The organism is Mediterraneibacter sp. 210702-DFI.5.30, from assembly GCF_020560115.1.
Classification (GTDB): domain Bacteria; phylum Bacillota; class Clostridia; order Lachnospirales; family Lachnospiraceae; genus Mediterraneibacter; species Mediterraneibacter faecis.
Map to the genome: position 1 here is coordinate 199,822 of NZ_JAJCME010000003.1, position 24,297 is coordinate 224,118.

Genomic DNA, 24,297 nt, shown 5'->3' on the forward strand with positions numbered 1-24,297 from the left:
TATGTATAAGATTTCTTATGCAAGTGCACGTTTCAGTTTTTCGATCATCTCATCAATATGCTTTTCTTCTACGATCAGCGGTGGAACAAAACGGATCACATTTCCTTGAGCCTGAATAATCAGAAGTCCTTCTTCAATTGTCTTTTTATTTACTTCTGCAAGAGGTTTTGTAATCTCGATTCCCTGCATCAGACCTTTTCCTTTTCTTTTGACAACACAGTCCAGCTCATCCACAAGCTCATCCAGTTTTTTTGTCAGATATGGAGCAACCTGATTTACATGTCCTACAATATCTTCACGTTCAAAAATCTCGATCACTGTCTTAACAGCTGTACATGCCAGTGGATTTCCTCCATAAGTTGCGCCGTGATCTCCCGGCTGCAGAGAATATTTTGCCACTTCTTCCGTCATTGCAAATGCACCGACCGGAATTCCGTTTCCGATTGCTTTCGCCATAGTCAGAATATCCGGTTTTACACCAAATCCCTGCCATGCAAACATATTTCCGGTTCTTCCCATTCCGCACTGCACTTCATCACAGATCATCAGGATTCCATTTTCATCACAGATCTTACGGATTCCTTCCATAAATTCCTGTGTTGCAAGATTGATTCCGCCTTCGCCCTGCAGCGGTTCCAAAATAATTGCACAAGTCTTATCATTTACCAGTGCTTTCACACTGTCAAGATCATTAAACTCTGCAAATCTTACACCTGGAACAACCGGCTCAAACGGTTCACGATAAGAATCATGTCCTGTCACAGAAACTGCTCCGAAGCTTCTTCCATGGAAAGAATTCTGCATTGCTATAAATTCATATCTTCCTGTCTTCTTTGTGTAAGCATATCTTCTTGCCGCTTTCAGAGCACCTTCATTTGCCTCTCCACCACTGTTTGTAAAGAAAACTCTGTCCATTCCGGAAATGCGGTTTAATTCTTTTGCTGCCTCTCCACAGCTCTCGTGGAAATAAAGATTTGATGTATGGTATAACTTATCAATCTGATCTTTTAATGCCTGATTCAGTTCTTTATTATCATATCCAAGTCCTGACACAGCAAATCCTGCTGCAAAGTCAAGATATTCTTTTCCTTCTGTATCATACAGATACATTCCTTCTCCGTGATCCAGTGCAATCGGGAATCGATTGTATACATGGATCAGGTTCTCTTCTGCCGCCTGTATTTTACTGTTCACCATCATAATACCTGCTTTCTTTCTGATTTAAAATTGCTGTACCGATTCCTTTGTTTGTAAAGATTTCAAGCAACAGACAATGTGGGATTCTTCCATCCAGAATATGAACACGGGATACACCACTTTCAATCGCATCAATACAATTCTGGAGTTTTGGAAGCATTCCACCTCCAATATATCCGTCAGCAATCAATTCCTTGGCTTCTTTGACCTCCAGTTCAGAAATCAATGTAGAAGGATCTTTTGGATCTTTATAAACACCTTCAATATCTGTCAGGAATGCAAGCTTCTCAACTTTCATTGCACGGGCGATTGCGCAAGCTGCATCATCAGCATTGATATTATACGTATTGTATTCGTCATCCATACCAACCGGGCAAATGATCGGAAGGAAATCTTTTTCCAGAAGGTCATACAAAATCTCTGCATTTACTTTCTTGACATCTCCTACGAATCCGATATCCTGTCCGTCTGAAAACTTCTTCTCAACCTGGAGAAGATTTCCATCCTTTCCACTGATTCCGATCGCACGCACGCCAAGACTCTCTACAAGCTGTACAAGACTCTTATTCACGCGTCCCAGAACCATCTCAGCAATCTCCATTGTCTCTGCATCTGTCACTCGAAGTCCGTTGATAAACTCTGCTTCTTTTCCGACTTTTCCAACCCACTTGCTGATTTCCTTACCACCGCCATGCACGATGATCGGTTTGAATCCACACAGTTTCAGAAGTGTAACATCCTCGATTACTCTGCGTTTCAGACTTTCATCCACCATGGCACTTCCGCCATATTTTACTACGATGATTTTACGGTTAAAGCGCTGGATATAAGGCAGTGCCTCGATCAGCACCTGCGCTTTATCCAGATATTTCTGCATATTGCTTGTCATTTTTTCTGTCTCCCTTTTTTATCTTTTCAGCGTCTTTAAAGAAATAATAATTTCTCTATAAATCAACTTCTGTAATCCGCATTGATATCAATGTATCCATGTGTCAGGTCACAGCCCCACGCAGTAGCTTCTGCATCTCCGGCTTTTAAGTCAGCAATGGCTGTCACTTTTTCCTGTGAAAGAATCTCTGTTGCCTTTTCTTCGCTATAATCTGTTGCTGTTCCATTAGCAATGATCTGAAGCTTTCCTGCACAGCTCTCGAAGAAAAGATCTACCTGCTCCGGATCAAACTGCGCTCCGGAATATCCCATTGCACAAAGGATTCTTCCCCAGTTTGCATCGTGTCCTGCGATTGCAGCCTTTGTAAGATTCGAGCATACAACAGATTTTGCAAGAACTTTTGCCTGCTCTTTTGTCTGTGCTCCGACAACCTTTACTTCAAAAAGTGCTGTTGCACCTTCTCCGTCTCCCGCCATTGCCTTCGCAAGTGTCTCATTTACATAATGAAGAGCCTCTTTGAATGCATCGAATTCCGGTGTGCCTTCTTTAATCTTCTCATTTCCGGCCATTCCATTCGCGAGAAGAAGTGCTGTATCATTTGTTGAAGTATCTCCGTCAACAGAGATCATGTTATAAGTATCCTCAACATCACTGCTCATTGCCGCCTGAAGTGCTTTTTTGGAAATTTTTGCATCCGTTGTAATAAATGCAAGCATTGTACACATATTCGGATGAATCATTCCGGAACCTTTCGCCATTCCTCCGATCGTTACTTCTGTATCTCCTGCCATAAATGTAACCGCAACTTCTTTTTTCTTCGTATCAGTTGTCATGATTGCTTTTGCAGCTTCTGTTCCACTTGCCAGATCAGCTTTCTTTCCCTTGGCAAGTTCTGTAATTCCGGCTTTGATCTTATCAATTGGGATCTGCATTCCGATGACTCCTGTAGAACCTACAAGAACACCTTTCTCATCGATTCCAAGAACTTTTCCTGCCTCTTTTGCTGTCTCTTCACAGTATTTCATACCTTCCTCTCCGGTACACGCATTTGCAATTCCGGAGTTTACAATAACTGCCTGTGATTTCTGTTTGCTCTCTACAATCTGTCTATCCCACTTCACCGGAGCTGCCTTTACTACATTCGTTGTAAATGTTCCGGCAACTTTACACGGTTTCTCACTGTAAATAATCGCCATATCTGTACGTCCCTGGTATTTGATTCCTGCTGCTGTTGCCGCTGCTTCAAATCCTTTTGCTGCGGTAACTCCGCCTTCGATAATCTTCATATGATCTGCTTCCTTTCTACTGTTCATTAAATGCTGTAATATTTTCTTCATTTAAAATAAAATCATAATAATTCACATCAAGTCGTTCCGTCCATCCGATTGTATTCCAAAATGCATTTCCTACATTATTCTGTGCAAATGCGATCAGGCAGACTTTATTAATTTTCTCTTCCTGAAGAGCTTTCATGCTATGCACGACCATGTCTTTTCCGATTCCATGTCTTCGGTATGCCTCATCCACACATACATGATAGAGACTTCCCTGTCTTCCATCATGACCACAGAGAATACTTCCGACGATTTTTCCTTCTTTCACTGCGACAAAACTCGTTGTCGGATTCCGTCGCAGAAAACGTTCGACACCTTCTTTCGAATCATCGATACTGCGGATTCCCAATCCCCGGATCTTCTTCCACAATTTATATACTTCATCATAATCCTCTATTGTCATTACACGTATCATACATACCACCTTTATCAATATAACCTATGGGAACATCGGAACGAGTTCAAGTCCTTCACTCTCCGGAAGACCAAACAGCAGATTCATATTCTGAACCGCCTGTCCTGCGGCACCTTTTACAAGGTTATCAATAGCTCCCATCATAATGATCCGTCCTGTTCTCTCATCGATCTTAAATCCAATGTCTACATAGTTGCTTCCTTCTACCCATTTGGTCTCCGGACACTGATCTTTCTCCAGAACACGAACAAATTTCTCATCTGCATAATATTTATCATAAATTGCTTTTACTTCTTCATATGTAACTTTTTTCGTAAGCTTTGCATACTCTGTCGCAAGAATTCCACGATTCATTGGAACTAAATGCGGTGTAAAGTTTAATACAACTTTCTCTCCTGCTGCATATCCGAGCTGTTCTTCAATCTCCGGTGTATGGCGATGTGTAGCTACTCCATATGCTTTGATATTTTCATTCACTTCACAGTAAAGATTCGGAAGCTTTGCTCCTCTTCCTGCTCCTGAAGTTCCAGACTTCGCATCGATGATCAGAGTGCTCATATCGATCAGTCCTTCCTTTGCAAGCGGATATGCTGTCAGGATAGAACATGTTGTATAACATCCCGGATTGGCCACGATACGTGCATCCTTCACTTTGTCCCGGTTGATCTCGCACAATCCATAGACAGCTTCATCAATATACTGCGGTGCTTTGTGTTCGATTTTATACCACTCTTCGTAAACCTTCACATCTTTCAGGCGGAAATCTGCACTGAGATCAATGATCTTTGTCTTTGAAAGGATTTCTTCATTGATCAGAGATGCACACAGTCCCTGCGGAGTTGCTGTGAAGATCACATCTACCTGCTCGGCAAGCTCATCCATGTTATCATCCATGCATTTTGCATCTACAATCTGAAACATGTTTCTATATACATCTGCATATTTCTGATCTACATAACTTCTGGATCCGTACCAGACAATCTCTGCATCTTTATGTCCCATCAATATTCTTACGAGCTCGCCGCCTGCATAACCGGTTGCTCCAATAATTCCGACCTTAATCATCGTTCTCAAGTCCTTTCTTTTACCATTTCCATGGGAGCCAATAGAAGTTCCCTGGGAATTGCATATTTACTGTACTGTGGTAACGTGTTACCGCAATCACTTCTCCTTATAATATACCACTTTAATCGGGATGTAAAGTATTTCCTGAAATTGAATGTATAAAAATACACTTCCCCTGCTTTACTTGCATAATAATACATCTTCCATGTATAATATGCAAGCGTTTTTTCAAAAAAGTTTGTATATAGTATTTTCCTACTATATAAAGATATATAAAAAAGGCGATGATATTGTCCTAAATATTTTTTTGATTTTCTTCTTATTTTATTCTTTTCATCATATCTTGTATATTTTTTCTTATAGCCTATTGTTTTATGCATTCTTTTTGTTTATTATGTGTGTCTTTATGCATTTTATTCATTTTTTTAAAATAATACTTGCATAATTATAAAATGTGGTGTATAGTATGTTTTAGCTTGTTAAAGCAGAAATCTTTAGAACTCAAGAAACTGAGAAACAGAAATTGATAAAATACATTCAGGAGGCAATAAAATGAGTAAAGAAAAAGTTGTATTAGCATATTCAGGTGGTCTTGATACTACAGCAATTATCCCGTGGCTGAAAGAAACATTTAACTATGACGTTATCTGCTGTTGCATCGATTGTGGACAGGGAGAAGAACTGGACGGACTGGATGAAAGAGCAAAACTTTCCGGAGCTTCTAAATTATATATTGAAAATATCATTGATGAATTCTGTGATGACTTCATCGTTCCTTGCGTAAAGGCCGGAGCTGTTTATGAGAACAAATACCTTCTCGGAACTTCCATGGCTCGTCCGGCAATCGCTAAGAAACTGGTTGAGATTGCACGTAAAGAAGGCGCTGTTGCTATCTGCCATGGTGCAACAGGAAAAGGAAATGACCAGATCCGTTTCGAGCTTGGTATCAAAGCTCTTGCTCCGGACATCAAGATCATCGCTCCATGGCGTATGACAGATGTATGGACAATGCAGTCCCGTGAAGACGAGATCGATTACTGTAAAGCTCATGGAATTGATCTTCCATTTGACGCAAAGCACAGCTACAGCCGTGACCGTAACCTGTGGCACATCAGCCATGAAGGACTTGAACTTGAGAATCCGGCAAATGAGCCAAACTACGATGATCTTCTCGTACTGAGCACAACACCAGAGAAAGCACCAGACAAAGATGAATACGTTACAATGACATTTGAAGCAGGTGTTCCAAAGAGCGTAAACGGAAAAGAGATGAAAGTTTCTGAAATCATCACAGAACTGAACCGTCTCGGAGGAAAACATGGAATCGGAATCGTTGATATCGTTGAGAACCGTGTTGTTGGAATGAAATCCCGTGGTGTTTACGAGACTCCTGGTGGAACAATCCTTATGGAAGCACATGACCAGCTTGAAGAGCTCGTTCTCGACCGTGCTACATATGAAGTTAAGAAAGATCTTGGAAATAAATTTGCTCAGATCGTATACGAAGGAAAATGGTATACACCACTTCGTGAAGCAATCCAGGCATTTGTTGATGTTACACAGCAGTATGTAACAGGAGAAGTTAAGTTCCGTCTCTATAAAGGAAATATCATCCGTGCCGGAGAGACATCTCCATACTCACTGTACAGCGAATCCCTTGCAAGCTTCACAACAGGAGATCTGTATGATCACCATGACGCTGACGGATTCATCAACCTGTTCGGACTTCCTCTGAAAGTTCGTGCTATGAAAATGCAGGAAGTAGAATCACAGAAGAAGTAAGAGGAATTTGTTGAACTTGGATTCATACAATTAAATCGAATACTTTCATTAGAATGATACACAAGGACAGCCCTACTATTACCATGGGCACCGGCCCGCTCTACCTCATCCCTTTGAAAGTATGTAACATAAGAGCCAGAACAGTTACCGTGTGTGGTGCCTGTTCTGGCTCTTACTTTAATTATCTCTCACCCCAAAGTTCGTCTGCTTTTGTTTTCCACTCTTTGGCGTAATGTTCGCATTTTCCGCAAAGGTGTTCTACAGTTTCCGGGGACTGAAGGTCTGTTGATTTTGCGCCGGTTTCGTGTACCATCTGCTGCAGTTTTTCTGGATTTTCGAGCATTGGGCACGGACGCAAATGATTGTTGTTAAATGGCTGATTGTTATGGTAAGCCATAAACAGTGGCTGGCGCAGTGCATCAAGCACGCTCACTTCTTTAATGTTTGCACTTGAATAATGGATAAATACGCATGGCTCTGCATCTCCATTTGCATTAATATGGAAGTAATTTCTTCCGCCGGCAATACATCCTCCTACAAACTCTCCATCATTCTGGAAATCGAATGCAAAGAGCTGTTTTCCACCTGTCAATCCACGGATCTCACGGATGCGGTGATACATGTATTCTCTCTGCTCTTTTGTTGGAAGCAGATCCAGTGCTGCATCATTTCCAACCGGCATATAATGGAAATACCATGCATAACGACATCCTTTTTCAATAATCATATCAAGGAATTTGTCGGATGTTACTGTGTCAATGTTAGCGCGTGTATAGCAGATTGATGTTCCAAAGATCAAGCCGTATGTTTTCAAAAGATCCATTGCATGCATAACTTTCTGATAAACGCCTTTTCCACGGCGGCCGTCGTTGACTTCCTCATATCCTTCCAGACTTATGGACAATGACAGATTACCAACACGCTGCATCTCCTGGCAGAACTCTTCATCTACAAGTGTTCCGTTTGTAAATGCGTGGAATACGCAGTCGTTGTGTTTCTCGCACAAACGGATGACATCTTTCTTTCTCACGAGTGGCTCTCCGCCTGTCAGCATATAAAGATAAATTCCAAGTTCTTTTCCCTGTGTGATCACACGATCCATATCTTCAAAAGAAAGATTCAAAAGATGTCCGTACTCTGCTGCCCAACATCCGGTACATTTCAGATTACATGCGCTGGTTGGGTCCATCAGGATCAGCCATGGAATGTTACACTGATATTTTTCACGTGACTCGTGCATTAACTTTGTTCCATAAAGCATTGCGTCAAATCCAAGATTTAATGCTGTTGTCTTAAGGACATGCGGATCTACTTCATCAAAAAGTCTGTTCAGATACTGAACCCATTTGTTGTCCGGATCCTGAATCATCTTTCTTGCAGCTTCATAAGACTCTGGCTGGAAACGATCTTTTGCAAAATTTTCTGTAAGATCTACAAGCTTAAGAAGTGCTTTCGTTCTATCATCTGTCTTGTTCATATATTTAAGTACTTTATCTGCTGCCAAACCAAATGCTGCTCTTTCTGCCTGAAATTTTAATCCTGCCATTTTTTTCACCTTTTCCTTACTTTTCAAGGAACCTTTCTTAAGTATAAGCTATTATTCCATACTTTAGCATTTTCCTTTTTTTCATGTAAGATTCAGTTTTTTCCAAATGTGCTGTAGTTTGAACATTTTCTTTTTGTTGTTCTTTTTTGGCTACAAATCACGTGAAATGTATCCGAAATATCAAGAAATTTCAACACTATGTTCTTGAAAAGTCATGTTAAAGAACTGTCAATCTTAGAAACTTTTTTAATCACATTCTCTTTTTTATGGTATAATATTTCCATTGTAGAAAGGATTTGAACAAATGACAGAAGTGAAAAAAGAACTGACAAAAGATTTGCTGGCACTCTCTTTCAAAGAACTTATTATGAAGATGCCTTTTGAAAAGATTACAGTTAAGATGATCACCGACGGAGCTGATGTGATCCGTCCAACTTTTTATAAACATTTTCAGGACAAATACGAAATCATCGAATATATCCTCGAAAAAGAAATCAAAGATAAGATCCAGGTACTGATTGAAAATGACATGGAAGACGATCTTCTCCGTCTTCTTTTCACCTGTCTTTCTAAAGACAAAGAATTTTATAAGAGACTTTATTTGATCGAAGGTCCTAACTCCTTCGATCATCTGATGTTCCAATTTATTTATGATACATTGCTTACATTATTAAACAAATATCCATTGACATCACCTGCGAAACTCCAGATACTCAGTCGCGAGACAATTGCGCGATTTTATACCTTTGGGCTCGCAGATTCTGTAAAATATGCGATCATGCATGATATCACATATACCCCGGAAGAGATTGCAGCTGCTTATGATTATCTGATTCATAACTCTGCATTTGATCTTGTGGAACATCCAAGAATCTGATGATACATAGAGGACTTAGGAATAATTTTTAGACATGTTACCGCAATCTTCCATTTACCCCTAATTTCACCATAAGAGCTTCTTGAAGAATCTGAGAAAAGTTAAGATTCTCTCGAATAGCCGCTTCATTTAACCATTCCGGAATACTGAGAGTCTTTTTTACAGCCTTTGATCTGTGCTTTCTCCGATACTCTGCCATATCAAATTCTATAATTACCAAAATCCCATCTTCAGGATCCACCGTTTCAAATTCTGATGCTTTTGGGATATCAGCACCTTCATCTTCTATACTGGACAATGACAAACCTAATGCATCTATCGCCATTTCATATGCTTCATCCATGCTATCGCCCTGTGTCATGCATTCAGGAAAATCTGGAAAGCTAACCCAGAAACCGCCTTCTTCTGCTTTATGAAAAACAGCTGGATAAAATAATCTATTCTTCATCAAATAACCTCTCTTTCAAGCGACAGGACTATCTAAGCCCTGCCTGTTTAAGTATTGCCTGCTCCAATCCTTTTTTTAAGTCCTTGGAGTGATAAGGAACAATTACCGTCTTATCAGTTTTCAGATTCTTCATTTTTACATGCTAACCATTCTGACTGATTACTTCAAATCCATTTTCTTTCAGGAGTTTTAGCATCTCCTTCGAGCTCATTGGCATCTTTTGTGTCTCCTTTCCTTATCATATTTATATGTTACTACGTAAAAATACGTGTGTCAACGTATTTTTACGTATCATTGCAAGGACGCTGGAAATCTTTAACCTTACTATATTTCTCTCCTCTTAGAAACTACGAAATCATAAAGTTAAACATCAAAAATAACGCAGACAATATCTCTACCATCTGCGCCATTTCTCATTTATTTGAATTATTTCATAACAATATTGATAATCTTCTTCGGAACATAGATCTCCTTGATCACATTTCCTGTCAGCTTATCAGCGATCGCCTCTTTACCTGCTGCGATTGCATCATCTTTGGAGATATCTGCCGGGATCTCGATTACAGCTTTTGTCTTACCGTTGATCTGAACCGGAATCTTGATCTCATCATCTTTCATCTCGTTCTCATCATATTTTGGCCATCCTGCATTGAAGATTGTCTCTTCATGTCCGAGCTGCTCCCACATCTCTTCTGCAAAGTGCGGTGCGAATGGAGAAAGAAGTACTGCGATTGTCTCGAGTGTCTCTTTGTCGATTCCGCCCTCTTTCTTTGCAATTTCCATGAACTTGTTATTGTACTCCATGAATCCGGAGATAACTGTATTCAGGCTGAAGCTTTCAAGTCTTGTTGTGATGTCATAAACCATTCTGTGACGAAGTTTGATCATCTCTTTTGTAGGCTGAACATCCTTCCCCTTGCTTTCCATAAGGATATTCCAAAGACGTTTCAGGAAACGGTTTACGCCGTCAATTCCACGGTCATCCCACTCTGCATCCAGCTCCGGTGGTCCTACGAAGAGTTCATACATTCTCAGGGAGTCACATCCGTAATCACGTACGAGGTCATCCGGTGATACAACATTTCCTTTGGACTTACTCATCTTAATTCCGTTTTTACCTGTGATCATACCCTGATTGAACAGTTTGTGAAATGGCTCATCAAAGTCGATTGCCCCGATATCGCACAGGAATTTTGTATAGAATCTGGAGTACAGAAGGTGAAGTACAGCATGTTCTACACCACCGATGTACATATCTACCGGAAGCATCTCGTCTGCTTTTTCTCTGGAAACAAGTGCTTCTGAATTGTGGTTATCTACATAACGCAGGAAATACCAGGAGGATCCTGCCCACTGTGGCATTGTGTTAGTCTCTCTCTTGGAATCACTTCCACAAACCGGACACTTGCAGTTTACCCACTCATCGATTGCAGCAAGTGGTGACTCACCTGTTCCTGTTGGCTCGTAGGAATCTACCTCTGGCAGACGAAGTGGAAGTTCTTCTTCCGGTACCGGAACATTTCCACACTTCGGACAGTGAATGATCGGGATTGGCTCTCCCCAGTAACGCTGACGGGAGAATACCCAGTCACGCAGCTTGTAGTTTACTGTTGCGCGTCCGATTCCCATCTCTTCGATCATATGTGGAGCTTCTTTCTTAAGCACAGAAGACTCCATACCGTTCCACTCACCGGAGTTGATCATTGTTCCGACTGCATCTGTATATGCCTCTGTCATATTCTCGATCTCTTCTCCGTCTTTTGCGATAACCTGAATGATCGGAATATTGAATTTTGTTGCGAACTCGAAGTCACGGTCATCATGTGCAGGTACACACATGATTGCTCCTGTACCGTAGTCAGCCAGTACATAATCAGACAGCCAGATCGGTGTCTTTGCTCCATTCAGTGGGTTGATCGCATAGCTTCCTGTGAAAACTCCTGTCTTCTCTTTGTCCTGCATACGGTCAACATTGGACTTCATAGATGCATCATAAATGTATTTCTCTACTGCATCTCTTGTCTCATCTGTTGCGAGAGATGCTGCCAGTTCGTGCTCAGGAGCAAGTACCATAAATGTAGCTCCGTGGAGTGTATCCGGTCTTGTTGTATAAACAGTGATCTTCTCATCTCTTCCTTCTACCGGGAAGTCAACTTCTGCACCGTAAGATTTTCCGATCCAGTCAGCCTGCATCTTCTTAACCTTCTCCGGCCAGTCAAGTTTATCAAGGTCATTCAACAGACGGTCTGCATATTTTGTAATGCGAAGCATCCACTGACGAAGGTTCTTCTTTGTAACCTCTGCACCACAACGCTCACATTTACCATTCACAACCTCTTCGTTCGCAAGACCTGTCTTACAGGACGGACACCAGTTGATCGGGAACTCTTTCTCGTAAGCAAGACCTTCCTTGAACATCTTAACGAAGATCCACTGTGTCCACTTGTAGAACTCAGGATCTGTTGTATTTACTTCCATATCCCAGTCATACAGTGCTGCGATATCATTGATCTGTCTCTTAATATTCGTGATGTTCGCCTCTGTGGATTTCGCCGGGTGAACGCCCATCTTGATCGCATAGTTCTCAGCCGGAAGACCGAATGCATCCCATCCCATTGGATGAACGATGTAGTATCCCTGCTGTAATTTATAACGGCTCCATACATCAGAGATTACATATCCTCTCCAATGTCCTACATGAAGACCATTTCCTGATGGATACGGGAACATATCCAGGCAGTAATATTTCGGTTTCTTGTTTCCGTCTTTTCCATTTCTTGGATTGACCGGTGTCTCTTCCCATTTCTCACGCCATTTTTTCTCAATGGCTTTGTGATTGTAAACAATCTTTGTACCCATGTACTTAATTCCTCTCTTTCATCAATATAAAGAAAAGCCTCTTCTTCTCATATATCCAAGAGACGAAAAGGCTTTAATTCCGTGGTACCACTCTTATTCATCTGACACAAAGTTCAAATGCACTCATTCATTCTATAACGGGAACTCCCGCCTCCGGCTAATCAATATAACATCTTTTCACCGAAAGAACTCCGAGGTCAGTTCAAAGTCTGTGCTGCTGTCTCACACCTGCCGACAGCTCTCTGAAAAGCATCTTTTCCTTCTACTACTCCTCATCTGCGTTTTTACAATATACCTATTTATTATAAAAACTATGCGAATATAAGTCAAGGCTTTTTTCCGTTTAAAGTCCTCTTTTTATTGCCGGTTTCCATTCTACAACCTTGTCTTGTTCCAGTGATTTCTTCACATCGATCAAGCGCTGATTTTCTGATCCTCTGAACAGCAGTGTAATATTTTTCTTATCTTCCTCGAATCTTCCATCCACAAGTACGTCCAGCATAGAAAGCATCTCATCCGTATACTCGCATCTCGCCCTGCTTTCTTTCTTCAATTCCTCATCGAACAAATAACCACTGTAACACCAGATGTTCTTCTTCGGATAACGTTCCTTCACTTTTCTTAAAAGCTTCACAAGCACTTCCTGATTCTCCGGTTCGAATGGTTCGCCACCAAGCAATGACAGTCCATCAATATAATTCGGCTTCAACGCTTCCAGAATCTCTTCTTCTGTTTCTTCCGTAAATTTCTTTCCATAATTAAAATCCCATGTCATACTGTTAAAACATCCCTTACAATGATGCCTGCAGCCTGACACGAAAAGGGCAACACGAACACCCTCTCCATTTGCAATATCACATTTTTTAATCTCTCCGTAGTTCACTTTGAATCCTCTTTTCCACTTATTCCAAAATACATTTCGTATCATAGCATTGATTGGAATTTTCTTTCCATTTATCCCTATCATACCATATCTTTTCATCTTTTGCTATCTTAAGTGATGCTGCTTAGAAGTAACAGTTCATTATCGAAAAGCATTGAATATTGTACATAAATATGTTATCCTATTTCAAAGCATATTTTCTAAAACATCTAAATTCATATAAACGGTTTCATTACAGGTAGAATACACCTGTCAAATCAGAAAATTCATGCTTTTAAAATCCATTATTTAAAGCAGAGGTTTTCTGATGAAGAGAGAACTTCTGTGAAAAATCACATAAGGAGGTCTCTTAGATGAAACAAAAGAGAAAACAATTGCCGGAAGAACAGCAACCGGCAGATGGAAAGCTGCTTCAGTGGCATCCAGCATTTTATGCAGACTTGCAGATTGAATTCAGAGAAGAAAAAGAAAAATTAAAATTTGAACGGGAGTATCTATTAAGTTCAAAGCCAATGGCAATTGATGTGTTGATCATTAAAAAGAAGAATGCGGAACCGATCCATAAAAATATTGGGAAAATATTCCGTAAGTATAATATCATCGAATATAAATCACCATCCGATTCCCTTTCCGTGGACGATTTCTATAAGGTATATGGATATACAAATTTTTATAAAGCAGATACAGGGAAGGTAAATGAAATTCCGATCCAGGAGCTGACAATCACCTTAGTGTCAAAACGATATCCAAGAGAACTGATCCGACATTTGAAAGAAGTCCGCCACTACATTATTGATAATCCGGAAGAAGGGATTTATTATGTAATTGGAGATATCTTACCGATTCAGATTCTTGTAACAAATCGATTATCGCCGGAGAAAAATCTCTGGTTATATAGTTTGACAGATACTCTGGAAGACATGTCTGTCACAAGACGGCTTTTAGAGGATTATAAAAAGAACAAAGAAGATCAGCTGTATCAGGCTGTTATGGAGATCATAGTAAAAGCAAACGAGAATCGGCTAAAGGAGGGAAAACGAGATATGTGTAATGCGTTATTAGAATTAATGAAAGATGAATTAGATGAAAAAAGAGAAGAAGGGATAAGAGAAGGCATAAAAGAAGGGGAATCTCTTGGAGAAAACAGGATTAATCAACTGATTTTGAAATTGTCCGAACTTAACAGAACTGATGAGATTCTCAAAGCAGCTGCAGACCGAGAATATCAGAAAAAATTATTGAAGGAGTTTGGACTTTAAAAAAGTCCAAACTCTAGGGATGGCACTCATTGACTTGCTGAAACTTTACATCCGTATCATCATATTATAAAATACTTAGATTTAAGTTCTTTTGATATCAGTAAGTCAAAAAATTGGAATTTTATGATGGATACAAACACTTCAACAACTATAAAGGCAAATCCAGATCTCAAAGCAAAATTTACAAGTACTCATTCAGGTACAAAAATTACATGGGAATAATACGAGAGGCGACAGATACTATTATTCCGTCGCCTTATTGTCACATTTTGTTACTTTTAGACCTATTGCATCTCCAACAAAGAGTTTGTAAATTACTAGCTTCCGTTTTCCCACCTTTAGAAATTGGGACAATATGATCGACTTCAAGTAATAAATTTGGTTCATTAAATACGCTATTACCACATATACAGCACGTATAATTATCCCTTTTCTTTATTGCCTCACGTAAATCGTTGGTCATCATCTGTCTCTGTGTCGTAGAGAACCCTTTTTTGTCCAGCTTTTTATATATTTCTGACTCAACCTTCGAAAGCAATGATGGTGTAATATTAATATCAAATGCTCTCTCACTTCTACCCGCTGGACTTACATATAAAAATGAAAACTCTGGTTCCACATTCTCTGCCAGTTTGTAAGATATATCACATACTTTATAAGGTATTTTATTTTTTAATGCAAACATTCTCACATGTGCTGGTAAATACTCACTTATATCATCTTCCAATATTTCCATATCATCCATCATTTGTTCATATAAATGCAAATATCTAATACAAAAATCAATTTTTTCGAGAGTATCTTGATCATATCCGATATCGCTATATTTGATCAAATATTTAACTACGTTATTAGAAGCATTTGATACTACTGAACTGGAACATGTATATTCTTGATCAAGTCCTAATTCATCTATATATGCCCAATAAGTCCGTAGTTCATTTAACAACTTGTTTCCTGCCTCAACACACTTATCTGATAAGGGTCTTGTTTTATTAAATAAGCTTCTTCTATTCTTATCTATATAATTATCAGCCACAGACCTGCAGATTGCTTGTATTATTAAAACTATAAGTGTTATAACTAAAGCTACTATTATTACTACTAAAACTACAAAAAGAATACTATCGTTTAGAGCTTGTTTCATTGATAACTCACCTGTATTTCATAATAATTAAAACTGCTAACATTATAGCAAGCAAAGGACAATTTTTCAATGATGTGCTTTTTTTTGCTCAAGTATAAATTATGATATGACAAACCACGAGAATCAAAGGAAAGTTATGACATTTCTTCAGCCTTTTTAATTTCTTCATCTGAAGCACCTGTATACTTCTTGATATCCTCTACTGGCATTTGCTGCGAAAGCATATGCCGAATAAGGCTCAAACGTCCTAGTTCTATACCTTTTTCTATACCGCGCTCTTCGATTCTGTAAGATAAATCAAACATTGTATTCATACACATCCTTTTCATTGCGAAAAATATTGTAAGAATAGTATAATAAATTTTATACAGTTAAGCAAACAGAAACGCAAACGTCAGATTACGGAAGAAGGTATGACAAATGGATCTAAATAAAACAAGTCGGTTTTTGAGTTTGATTTTACGACATCATCCAGAAAAGATTGGAATCACATTGGATACACATGGCTGGGCTTCTGTCGAAGAACTTTTAATCGGTATGTCAAAAACACATCCTATCGACATGGATACACTGGAAGAAATTGTTAAAACAGATAATAAGCAGCGATATTCATTTAATAAAGATAGGACTCTAATCCGGGCAAATCAGGGGCATTCCATTGTTGTTGATGTCGAACTTCTCAAGAAAGAACCTCCTGCAGTGTTATATCACGGGACAGGAAAAAAATACGTTTCATCCATTGATGAAAACGGACTAATTTCGAAAAGTCGCTTATATGTCCATTTATCAGATAACGAAAACACAGCAATCACTGTTGGTAAAAGACATGGAAAGCCCATTATTTATGAAGTTTTATCACATAAAATGTATATAGACGGATATGAATTTTATCAGTCTGTAAACGGTGTATGGCTCACAAAATCTGTGCCAATACAATACCTTAGGAAGATTTGTTCTCATGCTAATTAATATAGACAGGGAGGTGCTTTAACGTGAGTTTATATGCTATGGGAGACCTACATCTCTCCTTCTCAAACAATAAACCTATGGATATTTTCGGCCGACGTTGGAAGAATCATGTTGCTAAGATAGAAAAGAACTGGAAAAAGAAAATAACATCCAAAGATACCATCGTACTTACCGGAGATCATTCTTGGGGACGGAATTTAGATGAAGCACAGGAAGATTTAAACTTTATCATAAATCTACCAGGGCGTAAGATTCTTCTCCGCGGAAATCATGACATGTTCTGGGATGCAAAAAAAACACAAAAGCTCAACAATCTCTTTCAAGGAAAGCTCGAGTTCCTACAAAATAATTTCTATAACTATCAGGATTATGCACTTGTTGGAACAAAAGGATATTGTTATGAAGGAAAAGATTCGATAGAACATTTTTTAAAACTTCGTACTCGCGAGATAGATAGGCTTCGCGTATCATTCGAAGCTGCCCGCACTGCCGGCTATGATAAATTTATCATATTCCTGCATTATCCGCCGACAACAATCGGTGAACAGGATAGTCCATTCACAAAAATAGCTTTAGAGTATAATGTTTCCAAAGTAATCTATTCACATTGTCATGGGGAGGAACGCTTTGATGACAGCTTTAAAGGATACGTAGACGGGATTGAGTATAAACTTGTTTCCGGAGACTATTTAAATTTCAAACCTGAATTGATACTGCCATAATTTCCTAATGAACGTAAATCCTCTCACGAATGGATTTTCCTCTCTTTCAAACACAAAAGCGGAACAAAGTTCCGCTTTTGGTGTCTTCTCTGTAATTCTCTCTGGAGTTTATTTGTTCATTTCATCTGTGATCAGTTACCTTAAAAACTTATTGTTAATTACATTTTATCTCCAGAATCAACTGAATTAATTGCTCGGAAGATGGAACAAAGGAATGCTATTCCATTATCTGTTTTACTTTTTCTTTCTACTGACAACCGTTGTGCCAATGGCTTCATCAACATTAGCGTAGTCGGCAGACTGGACACACCCCAAGGTAAAGGTTAGGCGCTTACCTTTTCCACGCGGGTCAGGTAGCTGTCAGTCGTTACTTCTGCGTCACCTTGCCATTCTCATACAGCCAATTGGTGACATTGCCCTTGGAATCCGTCACGCGGATATAGAACTTGGTAATTTCCGTGTCGCTGGTAAAGCTCGTGCCGGTGAGATAATGTTTCCCATCGTCGGAATACTCCACCTTATCAATATCCACGCCGGTACCAGTTGCGGTGATGCGTGCCTCCCACGTTGTGGTCGTCGGGCGGTTCCACCACCACCAGCCGCCACCGCCGGAGGTGCGCTTGGTTACGGTCGCGCTGACCGAAACGCTGGCATTGTCCGGATCCAGTGCGCCGCAAACCGTGCACGCACCGTTTTCATAGGTGCAGTCGCCGGTCTCGGTCGCGCCGCAGATCGTGCAGGTTCTTGTGTGCTTGCCATCTTCCGCAGGCGTCCACTTGCCGAAGCTGTGCTCCGTGGATTCCATCGCGTCATACAGCTTCACATCCGCGTTTGTGTCCGACTTGGAAATCGACAGGTCTGTTCCGTCACCGACGAGATACCAGTTGGTCACCTTGGTGCTCGGACGACCCCACCAGCCCCACCAGCCCCAGCCGGAGCTTGTCTTTTCTTCCGTCGTCGTGTAGAACTTCGCGTCATACTTCCAAACATACGCCGTGTCACGCAAAACCAGCTTGCCGTTGTCAAAGGACAGGTACTTGCCGTCGGCATTCTGAATCGACCAGCCCGCCTTGTCATTTACCCACGCGAAGGTAAACGTGCCGTAGCTCTTGCCGTGGATGCGCATTTCGTGCGCGCCGTTGGAAATCTTCACTTCCTTGCCGCCCTTGCAGATCTTCGGCTTTTCCTTGTATTGCAGGGCTGCAATCGCATCTTCAATTGCCTTTGCCATTGCATCTACTTCGGATTGCTCGGTAATGTTCTTACCACGGACAACAGCGTTGACAGCGGATTCTACAGCGGAGAAATCCTTGTAGTCGTCCTTATTCAGTGCATTCGCCTTGGCAATGGCTTCGTCAACTTTGGTGTAGTCAGCATCCTTATATTGCAGGGCTTCAATCGCATCTTCGATCGCTTTCGCCATTGCATCCACTTCGCTCTGCTCCGTAATACTTTTACCACGAACAACAGACTTAACGGCGGTTTCCACGGCAGTGAAATCCTTGTAGTTGTCCTTCTTCAAAGCATTTGCCTTCTTAATGGCTTCATCAACTTTGGTGTAGTCCGCAGACTTGACGCACTTCAAGGTAAAGGTTCTTCGTCTATTCTTTCCACAATCATATTTGTATGTAACGCTATCTTGGTCACTATCCACTGTCAGCGTGTTTCCACTTACTGTCCCACCGCTCCAATCGCTTGTCTTGGCAACGTTGAAGTTTCCCGGCAAGGTGGAAAGGTCAAATGTGCGGTCATTGCCAACAACGATCTGGTAGATATTACCGTCACAATCCAGACCACTCATATCTGTGTTGCTGATATCCAGAGAGGTCAATTGGTTGTTTCTGCAGTCCAAATCAGTCAACGCCGTATTCTTGCTGACATCTAGAGATGTCAATTGGTTGTTTCCGCAGTCCAAATAAGTCAACGCCGTATTCTTGCTGACATCCAGAGCGGTCAATTGGCTGCTTCTGCAGTCCAAATAAGTCAGTGCCGTATTCTTGCTGACATCCAGAGCGGTCAACTGGTTTGCGTAGCAGTTTAAATAAGTCAGCACCGTATTCTTGCTGACATCCAGAGCGGTCAATTGGTTGCTTCTGCAGGCCAAATCAGTCAACGCCGTATTCTTGCTGACATCCAGAGCGGTCAATTGGTTGCTTCTGCAGTCCAAATAAGTCAGTGCCGTATTCTTGCTGACATCCAGCGTTGTCAACTGGTTTGCGCCGCAGTCCAAAGAAGTCAACGCCGTATTCTTACTGACATCCAATTTAGTCAGCGAATTGCCCCAACAGTGTAATTTCGTCAACGCCACATTCTTACTGACATCCAGAGCGGTCAATTGGTTATAGTCGCAGTCCAAATAAGTCAACGCCGTATTCTTACTGACATCCAGAGCGGTCAATTGGTTATTGAAGCATTTAAGAGACTTCAATGCTGTAAAATGACTGATACCGGTAAGATCGCTGATTCCTTTTTTTGCGCAGTTTATATTCTCGGCCGCATTGATCTCCGTATCGCTCAAATAATTGTCGTTGTCCTCGTCAAACGAAGAAGCAACAAAGCTGCGGAAATTTGCATCCGGAAAGTTGGTATTGTCAATAGCAACACCGGCACTCTGAACAGCGATGCCATTCTCTCCTTCGCCACTCATCTGTGCTAGAGTTGCTTCGGATTGTGTATCCGGCATATCGCTGTCCTGCTTCTCCTGAGTTTTCTCTCCTTCCAGCTGGGATTCTTCACCCTCGGCTGCTGGTTCGACATATTTTCCACAGTTTTCCGCCAAAGCTCCCTCTGCGCCGCAGATAGGGCACTCTGCATTCATTGTTTCTTCCGTGCAAGCCGTTTCGCAGGTGCATACAGGTGTTTCTTCCGTCTCGCTCTCGGCAAATGCCGTGGTCGGCACAAGACAGAGCACCATGCACTGAGCAAGCAGGATACTGAATAATCGTTTTCTCATCTTGTTCCCCCCATTTCACTATTCTTTGACAGCTTAAAATCGTATTTCATTTCCAGCATTGCAAACAGCTTATACATAACCTCTGTAGCAATTGCTTTAATATCCAGTGATTGAATAAAGGCAAGCACCTTTGCCTGTTCTTCCTCTGGCACACGATATACTCTCATTGCTGCCGTCAAAAAGCGACTGAGCTTGCGTTCCAACGGAAAATGAATATCACATTTTCTCGCCATATAGCTGCGCATCAATCCCGCCGTGCCAATTTCCATCTCATAAAAATCGCTCTCGGTATCATCGGGAAAATTTTCACCGAAAATCTGCTTCAGCTCTGCCGTAGTATGCAAGTAAATATATTCCGACGTATCGGGCAGGGAATAAGCTTCAATGTAGATTTCCCTCAGGTTCTCATTCAGCTCGGTCAGTGTCAGTTGGATCGCCGTTTCCACCGCATAGGCATAAACCGGTGGCAGCTTGCTGTCTGCAATGCTTCTTGCCACACCGAACTGTCCGCCGAACATCGTTTCGGTCAATTCCAGCAAAATTCTGTCCTTGGTAGGAAACAGATTCAAATAGCTTCCCCTTGCCACACCTGCCTCGTCCACAATCTGACTGACAGTGGTGTTTTTATACCCCTGCTCCAAAAAGAGACGGACGCATACGGTCAGTATTTTCCTCTTTGTTTCGCTGCTGTCTCTTCGCAAATATATCACCTCTCTTCAAATATTTTAGTATTTATACTAATAATATCACAGCAAGTACAAAAAGACAATATAAAAAGAGCCTGACGATTAATCGTCAAGCTCCATTTTTACTTTACATAACTTAAAAATCGTGAACTATATCAATTTTGCTACAAAAGTCAGCAACCACAAGGGTTTACGTATAAAGTTCACTATTTTTTTAATTAGACTTTATTGCAAAATGAACTTTATGATTCCACTTCATAATGTTTATTTTTCACCTACTACAATAAAGAGATTATTATGTTCATTCCCATCTATTTCTATTTCACTAACAGGTAGAAATAATGTTCATGGTTGTCTTATTGTACTAAGTTAATTGAAATAAAAAATATTGAAAATCTCTATACTGATGAATGTACTAATGTGGCTAGTATGTTTGATCAATGTATATCATTAAAAGAAATAAATTTAAAATATTTTGAAACAAGTAATGTAGAAAATATGAAATATATGTTTTTTGGTTGTTCTAGTTTGAAATACTTAGATTTAAGTTCTTTTGATATCAGTAAGTCAAAAAATTGGAATTTTATGATGGATACAAACACTTCAACAACTATAAAGGCAAATCCAGATCTCAAAGCAAAATTTACAAGTACTCATTCAGGTACGAAAATTACATGGGAATAATACGAGAGGCGACAGACCCTCGTCTCTTAAAGAGAGCTGTTGCACATAGCAACAGCTCTTTACTATCTTGTCTCCTTCCGTTTCTTCCACAAAATGAATCCAACTCCTCCAATTGCAAGAATCACAAGCACGAATGGTATCTTCGTGTTCATATCTGCAAGTGTCGGGACTGATCCGTTCTTTGTATTTACAAATGAAACGGTTGTATCGGCTTTTATTGTTCCTGTAGCATTCTTCTGAGTTACTGTATACCCGTTTGATTCACCGTCTACCTCGGTAACTGTATAAGTACTTTGGGAAGGAATTCCTTTGATGACTATAGTCTCCTCATGTGCCAATGTGAATTCGTACACATCATTCTTAAGCTGCATCGTTTTAGTCTCGTCACCTTTTGTATACTCCAATTCTGTCGGCAAGACTTGTCCTTCCGGAGCTGTCAACTTAAGTTGGAATTGGAATTGTTTTGTCTTGCTTCCCATGCTTCCCTCTACCGTCTTTTCGACCGTTAACTGGCGTTTTGCTTCATAGGTATTCTTCACTTTGATTTCTGATGACGTATCTTTTTTGATTTTGCCCCTCCAGGCAGTATTGTTTAACAAAGAAGGAGTCCAATCTTCATATGCTGTTTCTTTTACATCATATATCGCACCCTCCGGCAATCCGGTAATATAAGCGGATTCTCCGTGTTTTAAGGAAATGCTTCCCTTTCCGTCTTCATCAAAATAAATGGTTCCTGTCTTCGTGCCTTTGCCCTTCCCACTGTCTAAAGCAAAACTTCCCTGAAGCGGTTTCTCGTCCTTTGTCTTCATGATAAGTTCAAAACGGAATTCTTTCTCTGTGTCGGCTCCATCGCCATCGACTATCTTGGACAACATCAGGTCTCCAGTTTCTACTGTGGACAACTTATTAATAATGGTATATTTTTTGCCGGTTGTTGTATCTTCCCCTGTAATCTTAGATTCATATCCAGATACCGGATCTTCTTTGACTGTATAAATGTATGGGGTTTTACTATTGACCGGAAATTTATCCATGTCTTTAAAAGTAGTCTTCCATCCACCCGACTCGTCTAACTTTGCAGTGGCGATCATGTCACCTTCTTCATCTTTCGATGTACTCTGGTATAGATGCACTGTAATCTCAGACGGGCGAAGCTTCTCTGAATTGTTATTGTCTTCCCAGCTTTTCTCGACTTCAATATCTACCGTATCCGTTTTCGGTGCCGGTTTTCTGTTGGTAAATGTGATCACTGCCCTTTCATTTGCATCCAGTGTCTCTTTCTGTGTAGCCAGTTCCTTATTTGATTCATAATTCTGGTTCTGACTCATGACTGCAATCAGATTCGCCGGACTCTTTTCATCTGCAATCGCATAGGATGCTGTATAATCATTCGCAGCTTCCTTGATCTGATAGTTGCTTCCGATTGGAAGATTGACAAATTCAGCGGTTTCTCCATTCTTTAACTGGAATTCTACATAAGCTGTTCCGGCAGCATTTGAAGTTATTGATTGACTTCTTATAGAAGTATCAGCACTTGTAATATTTACCGTATAACTCTTCTGTGCCTTCAGTCCTGTGAGTGCAGCTGAAAAATAGAATTCATCTGTATCTCTTCCATTCTCAACCACTTTCTTTACCTTGAAAGAACCTGTCGGGTCTTCCGGTGTCTCTCCTCCACCCGGATTGGAACTAATCTTTGTATTCGTATATTTCACTTCTGTTGTTACATCTTTTTGAATCTCTCCTGTTGAAGTGTCGTTCTCTGTCGCAGGATAAGTTCCTACAGCCACTTCTGTCTTATATCCCTCTGTCGCTTTTTCTTTGATCTTCCATGTAACACCAGCCGGGATATTCCTTAGTTCAACAACATCTTTATCCTTCAAGTAAACGGTTGCATTTCCATCTTTGAAATTCACGTCACCAAATGTGGTGCTTCCTTTTAGTTTATCGCTAAGCGTAGAATCCGTAGATGTCAGATTGATCTCAAAGAGGAAATTCTGTGATGAATCAGCACCCTTACCGGCAACGACTTTCGAAAGCTTTAGGGAACCATATTCTGGCTCTGTAACGGTTTCCTCTTCGTTGGTGATGGAGAAATCTGACTGATTACTTATAGCTGGATCCTTTCGTTCGCCCTTTCCAACCACCTTATATCCATCCGGAACTTTCTCTTCCCATCCATAATACACTGCACCCGGATCTTTTGTCTGGAACAGATATTCCCACTGATCTCCTTTTTTCACCAGAGTGACATCTACTCCTACATTGCTATCCGTATCCATCGTCCAGGTGTTCTCATCTACTTTAACCCAGGTGCCTCCTGTTGTACTATATGTCGCATCCTCTGCCGAAGTACTCCCTTCTGTTGAATACGTCGTCGTAGTACCGGGTACACCACCGGATGCCGCGAATGTGGTCATCCCTAGAAGCAGGATCACTGCGAGACATTCCAGTATCTTTTTTGATAATCGGAATGGTTTGTCTCTTTTTTTCAATTTCTATCAACTTCTTTCCCTTGCCGTATCCACATATTCCCTTCCTGTTGATACCGGTCTTTGATATTTTTTCGCCATATTTTTCGC

Annotated in this window: 21 protein-coding genes and 1 other annotated feature; of the genes, 6 read left to right on the forward strand and 15 right to left on the reverse strand. The window is 40.6% G+C overall.

Going from position 1 to position 24,297, the window contains the following annotated elements; translation table 11 throughout:
• Positions 1–15: 15 nt before the first annotated feature.
• The 5 genes from LI126_RS04640 to argC all read right to left on the reverse strand — a co-directional run bounded on the left by LI126_RS04640 (position 16) and on the right by argC (position 4,900).
• Entirely contained in the window at positions 16–1,197 is a 1,182-nt protein-coding gene (locus tag LI126_RS04640) for an aspartate aminotransferase family protein (protein WP_055156725.1), read from the reverse strand.
• Entirely contained in the window at positions 1,184–2,086 is a 903-nt protein-coding gene (gene argB / locus LI126_RS04645; RefSeq protein ID WP_055163095.1) for an acetylglutamate kinase, read from the reverse strand. The genes LI126_RS04640 and argB overlap by 14 nt, the downstream gene beginning before the upstream one ends.
• A gap of 62 nt (positions 2,087–2,148) precedes the next feature.
• Positions 2,149–3,372 carry a bifunctional glutamate N-acetyltransferase/amino-acid acetyltransferase ArgJ gene (argJ, locus tag LI126_RS04650; protein WP_015529681.1) on the reverse strand — a complete coding sequence of 408 codons (1,224 nt, stop codon included), beginning with the start codon at positions 3,370–3,372 and terminating at the stop codon, positions 2,149–2,151.
• Between the two features lie 16 nt (positions 3,373–3,388).
• The gene (locus LI126_RS04655) at positions 3,389–3,835 is read right to left on the reverse strand and encodes a GNAT family N-acetyltransferase (RefSeq protein WP_227164930.1); all 447 of its coding nucleotides are present in this window, start codon (positions 3,833–3,835) and stop codon (positions 3,389–3,391) included.
• Positions 3,836–3,859: 24 nt separating this feature from the next.
• Positions 3,860–4,900 carry an N-acetyl-gamma-glutamyl-phosphate reductase gene (gene argC / locus LI126_RS04660; protein ID WP_015529679.1) on the reverse strand — a complete coding sequence of 347 codons (1,041 nt, stop codon included), beginning with the start codon at positions 4,898–4,900 and terminating at the stop codon, positions 3,860–3,862.
• A 552-nt stretch (positions 4,901–5,452) separates the two neighbouring features.
• Here argC and LI126_RS04665 point away from each other — a divergent pair.
• Positions 5,453–6,682, forward strand: coding sequence for an argininosuccinate synthase (locus tag LI126_RS04665; RefSeq protein WP_015529678.1), 1,230 nt, complete (start codon positions 5,453–5,455; stop codon positions 6,680–6,682).
• A gap of 181 nt (positions 6,683–6,863) precedes the next feature.
• Here the strand turns inward: LI126_RS04665 and LI126_RS04670 are convergent, their stop codons facing one another.
• Complete coding sequence (locus LI126_RS04670; protein WP_227164931.1) at positions 6,864–8,228, reverse strand: radical SAM protein; 1,365 nt, start codon at positions 8,226–8,228, stop codon at positions 6,864–6,866.
• A 304-nt stretch (positions 8,229–8,532) separates the two neighbouring features.
• Here LI126_RS04670 and LI126_RS04675 point away from each other — a divergent pair, with 304 nt between their 5' ends.
• On the forward strand, positions 8,533–9,105 hold the full coding sequence (locus tag LI126_RS04675) for a TetR/AcrR family transcriptional regulator C-terminal domain-containing protein (RefSeq protein ID WP_227164932.1): 573 nt from the start codon (positions 8,533–8,535) through the stop codon (positions 9,103–9,105).
• A 37-nt stretch (positions 9,106–9,142) separates the two neighbouring features.
• On the opposite strand, the gene LI126_RS04680 is transcribed toward LI126_RS04675, so the two are convergent.
• The 4 genes from LI126_RS04680 to nrdG form a co-directional block, all read right to left on the reverse strand.
• A complete protein-coding gene (locus LI126_RS04680) occupies positions 9,143–9,553 on the reverse strand; it encodes a type II toxin-antitoxin system HicB family antitoxin (RefSeq protein WP_227164933.1) in 411 nt (136 codons plus the stop codon).
• A gap of 28 nt (positions 9,554–9,581) precedes the next feature.
• Positions 9,582–9,686: a type II toxin-antitoxin system HicA family toxin gene (locus LI126_RS15865; protein ID WP_334300928.1), complete on the reverse strand. Its 105-nt coding sequence runs from the start codon at positions 9,684–9,686 to the stop codon at positions 9,582–9,584.
• Positions 9,687–9,979: 293 nt separating this feature from the next.
• Complete coding sequence (gene leuS / locus LI126_RS04690) at positions 9,980–12,412, reverse strand: leucine--tRNA ligase (protein ID WP_255651151.1); 2,433 nt, start codon at positions 12,410–12,412, stop codon at positions 9,980–9,982.
• 55 nt (positions 12,413–12,467) lie between these two features.
• Positions 12,468–12,700, reverse strand: a binding site (T-box leader).
• 55 nt (positions 12,701–12,755) lie between these two features.
• On the reverse strand, positions 12,756–13,295 hold the full coding sequence (gene nrdG / locus LI126_RS04695) for an anaerobic ribonucleoside-triphosphate reductase activating protein (RefSeq protein WP_227164984.1): 540 nt from the start codon (positions 13,293–13,295) through the stop codon (positions 12,756–12,758).
• A gap of 353 nt (positions 13,296–13,648) precedes the next feature.
• Between nrdG and LI126_RS04700 the strand changes: the two genes are divergently transcribed.
• The gene (locus tag LI126_RS04700) at positions 13,649–14,554 is read left to right on the forward strand and encodes a hypothetical protein (protein ID WP_055170912.1); all 906 of its coding nucleotides are present in this window, start codon (positions 13,649–13,651) and stop codon (positions 14,552–14,554) included.
• 262 nt (positions 14,555–14,816) lie between these two features.
• On the opposite strand, the gene LI126_RS04705 is transcribed toward LI126_RS04700, so the two are convergent.
• Both LI126_RS04705 and LI126_RS04710 read right to left on the reverse strand, forming a co-directional pair.
• Positions 14,817–15,701: an HNH endonuclease gene (locus LI126_RS04705; RefSeq protein WP_055170909.1), complete on the reverse strand. Its 885-nt coding sequence runs from the start codon at positions 15,699–15,701 to the stop codon at positions 14,817–14,819.
• A gap of 134 nt (positions 15,702–15,835) precedes the next feature.
• The gene (locus tag LI126_RS04710; RefSeq protein WP_227164934.1) at positions 15,836–16,015 is read right to left on the reverse strand and encodes a hypothetical protein; all 180 of its coding nucleotides are present in this window, start codon (positions 16,013–16,015) and stop codon (positions 15,836–15,838) included.
• A gap of 106 nt (positions 16,016–16,121) precedes the next feature.
• Between LI126_RS04710 and LI126_RS04715 the strand changes: the two genes are divergently transcribed.
• On the forward strand, positions 16,122–16,670 hold the full coding sequence (locus LI126_RS04715; protein ID WP_227164935.1) for an RNA 2'-phosphotransferase: 549 nt from the start codon (positions 16,122–16,124) through the stop codon (positions 16,668–16,670).
• A 23-nt stretch (positions 16,671–16,693) separates the two neighbouring features.
• Positions 16,694–17,392, forward strand: coding sequence for a metallophosphoesterase (locus LI126_RS04720; RefSeq protein WP_055170903.1), 699 nt, complete (start codon positions 16,694–16,696; stop codon positions 17,390–17,392).
• Positions 17,393–17,759: 367 nt separating this feature from the next.
• Here the strand turns inward: LI126_RS04720 and LI126_RS04725 are convergent, their stop codons facing one another.
• Together LI126_RS04725 and LI126_RS04730 are read right to left on the reverse strand one after the other, a co-directional pair.
• Positions 17,760–20,345 carry a leucine-rich repeat domain-containing protein gene (locus LI126_RS04725; protein ID WP_227164936.1) on the reverse strand — a complete coding sequence of 862 codons (2,586 nt, stop codon included), beginning with the start codon at positions 20,343–20,345 and terminating at the stop codon, positions 17,760–17,762.
• Positions 20,342–21,055 (reverse strand): TetR/AcrR family transcriptional regulator, encoded by a 714-nt coding sequence (locus LI126_RS04730; protein WP_081021279.1) that lies wholly within the window; start codon positions 21,053–21,055, stop codon positions 20,342–20,344. The genes LI126_RS04725 and LI126_RS04730 overlap by 4 nt, the downstream gene beginning before the upstream one ends.
• 327 nt (positions 21,056–21,382) lie before the next feature.
• Here LI126_RS04730 and LI126_RS04735 point away from each other — a divergent pair, with 327 nt between their 5' ends.
• The gene (locus tag LI126_RS04735) at positions 21,383–21,715 is read left to right on the forward strand and encodes a DUF285 domain-containing protein (protein WP_227164937.1); all 333 of its coding nucleotides are present in this window, start codon (positions 21,383–21,385) and stop codon (positions 21,713–21,715) included.
• 62 nt (positions 21,716–21,777) lie between these two features.
• On the opposite strand, the gene LI126_RS04740 is transcribed toward LI126_RS04735, so the two are convergent.
• The gene (locus tag LI126_RS04740; RefSeq protein WP_227164938.1) at positions 21,778–24,210 is read right to left on the reverse strand and encodes a DUF7601 domain-containing protein; all 2,433 of its coding nucleotides are present in this window, start codon (positions 24,208–24,210) and stop codon (positions 21,778–21,780) included.
• Between the last annotated feature and the right edge of the window lie 87 nt (positions 24,211–24,297).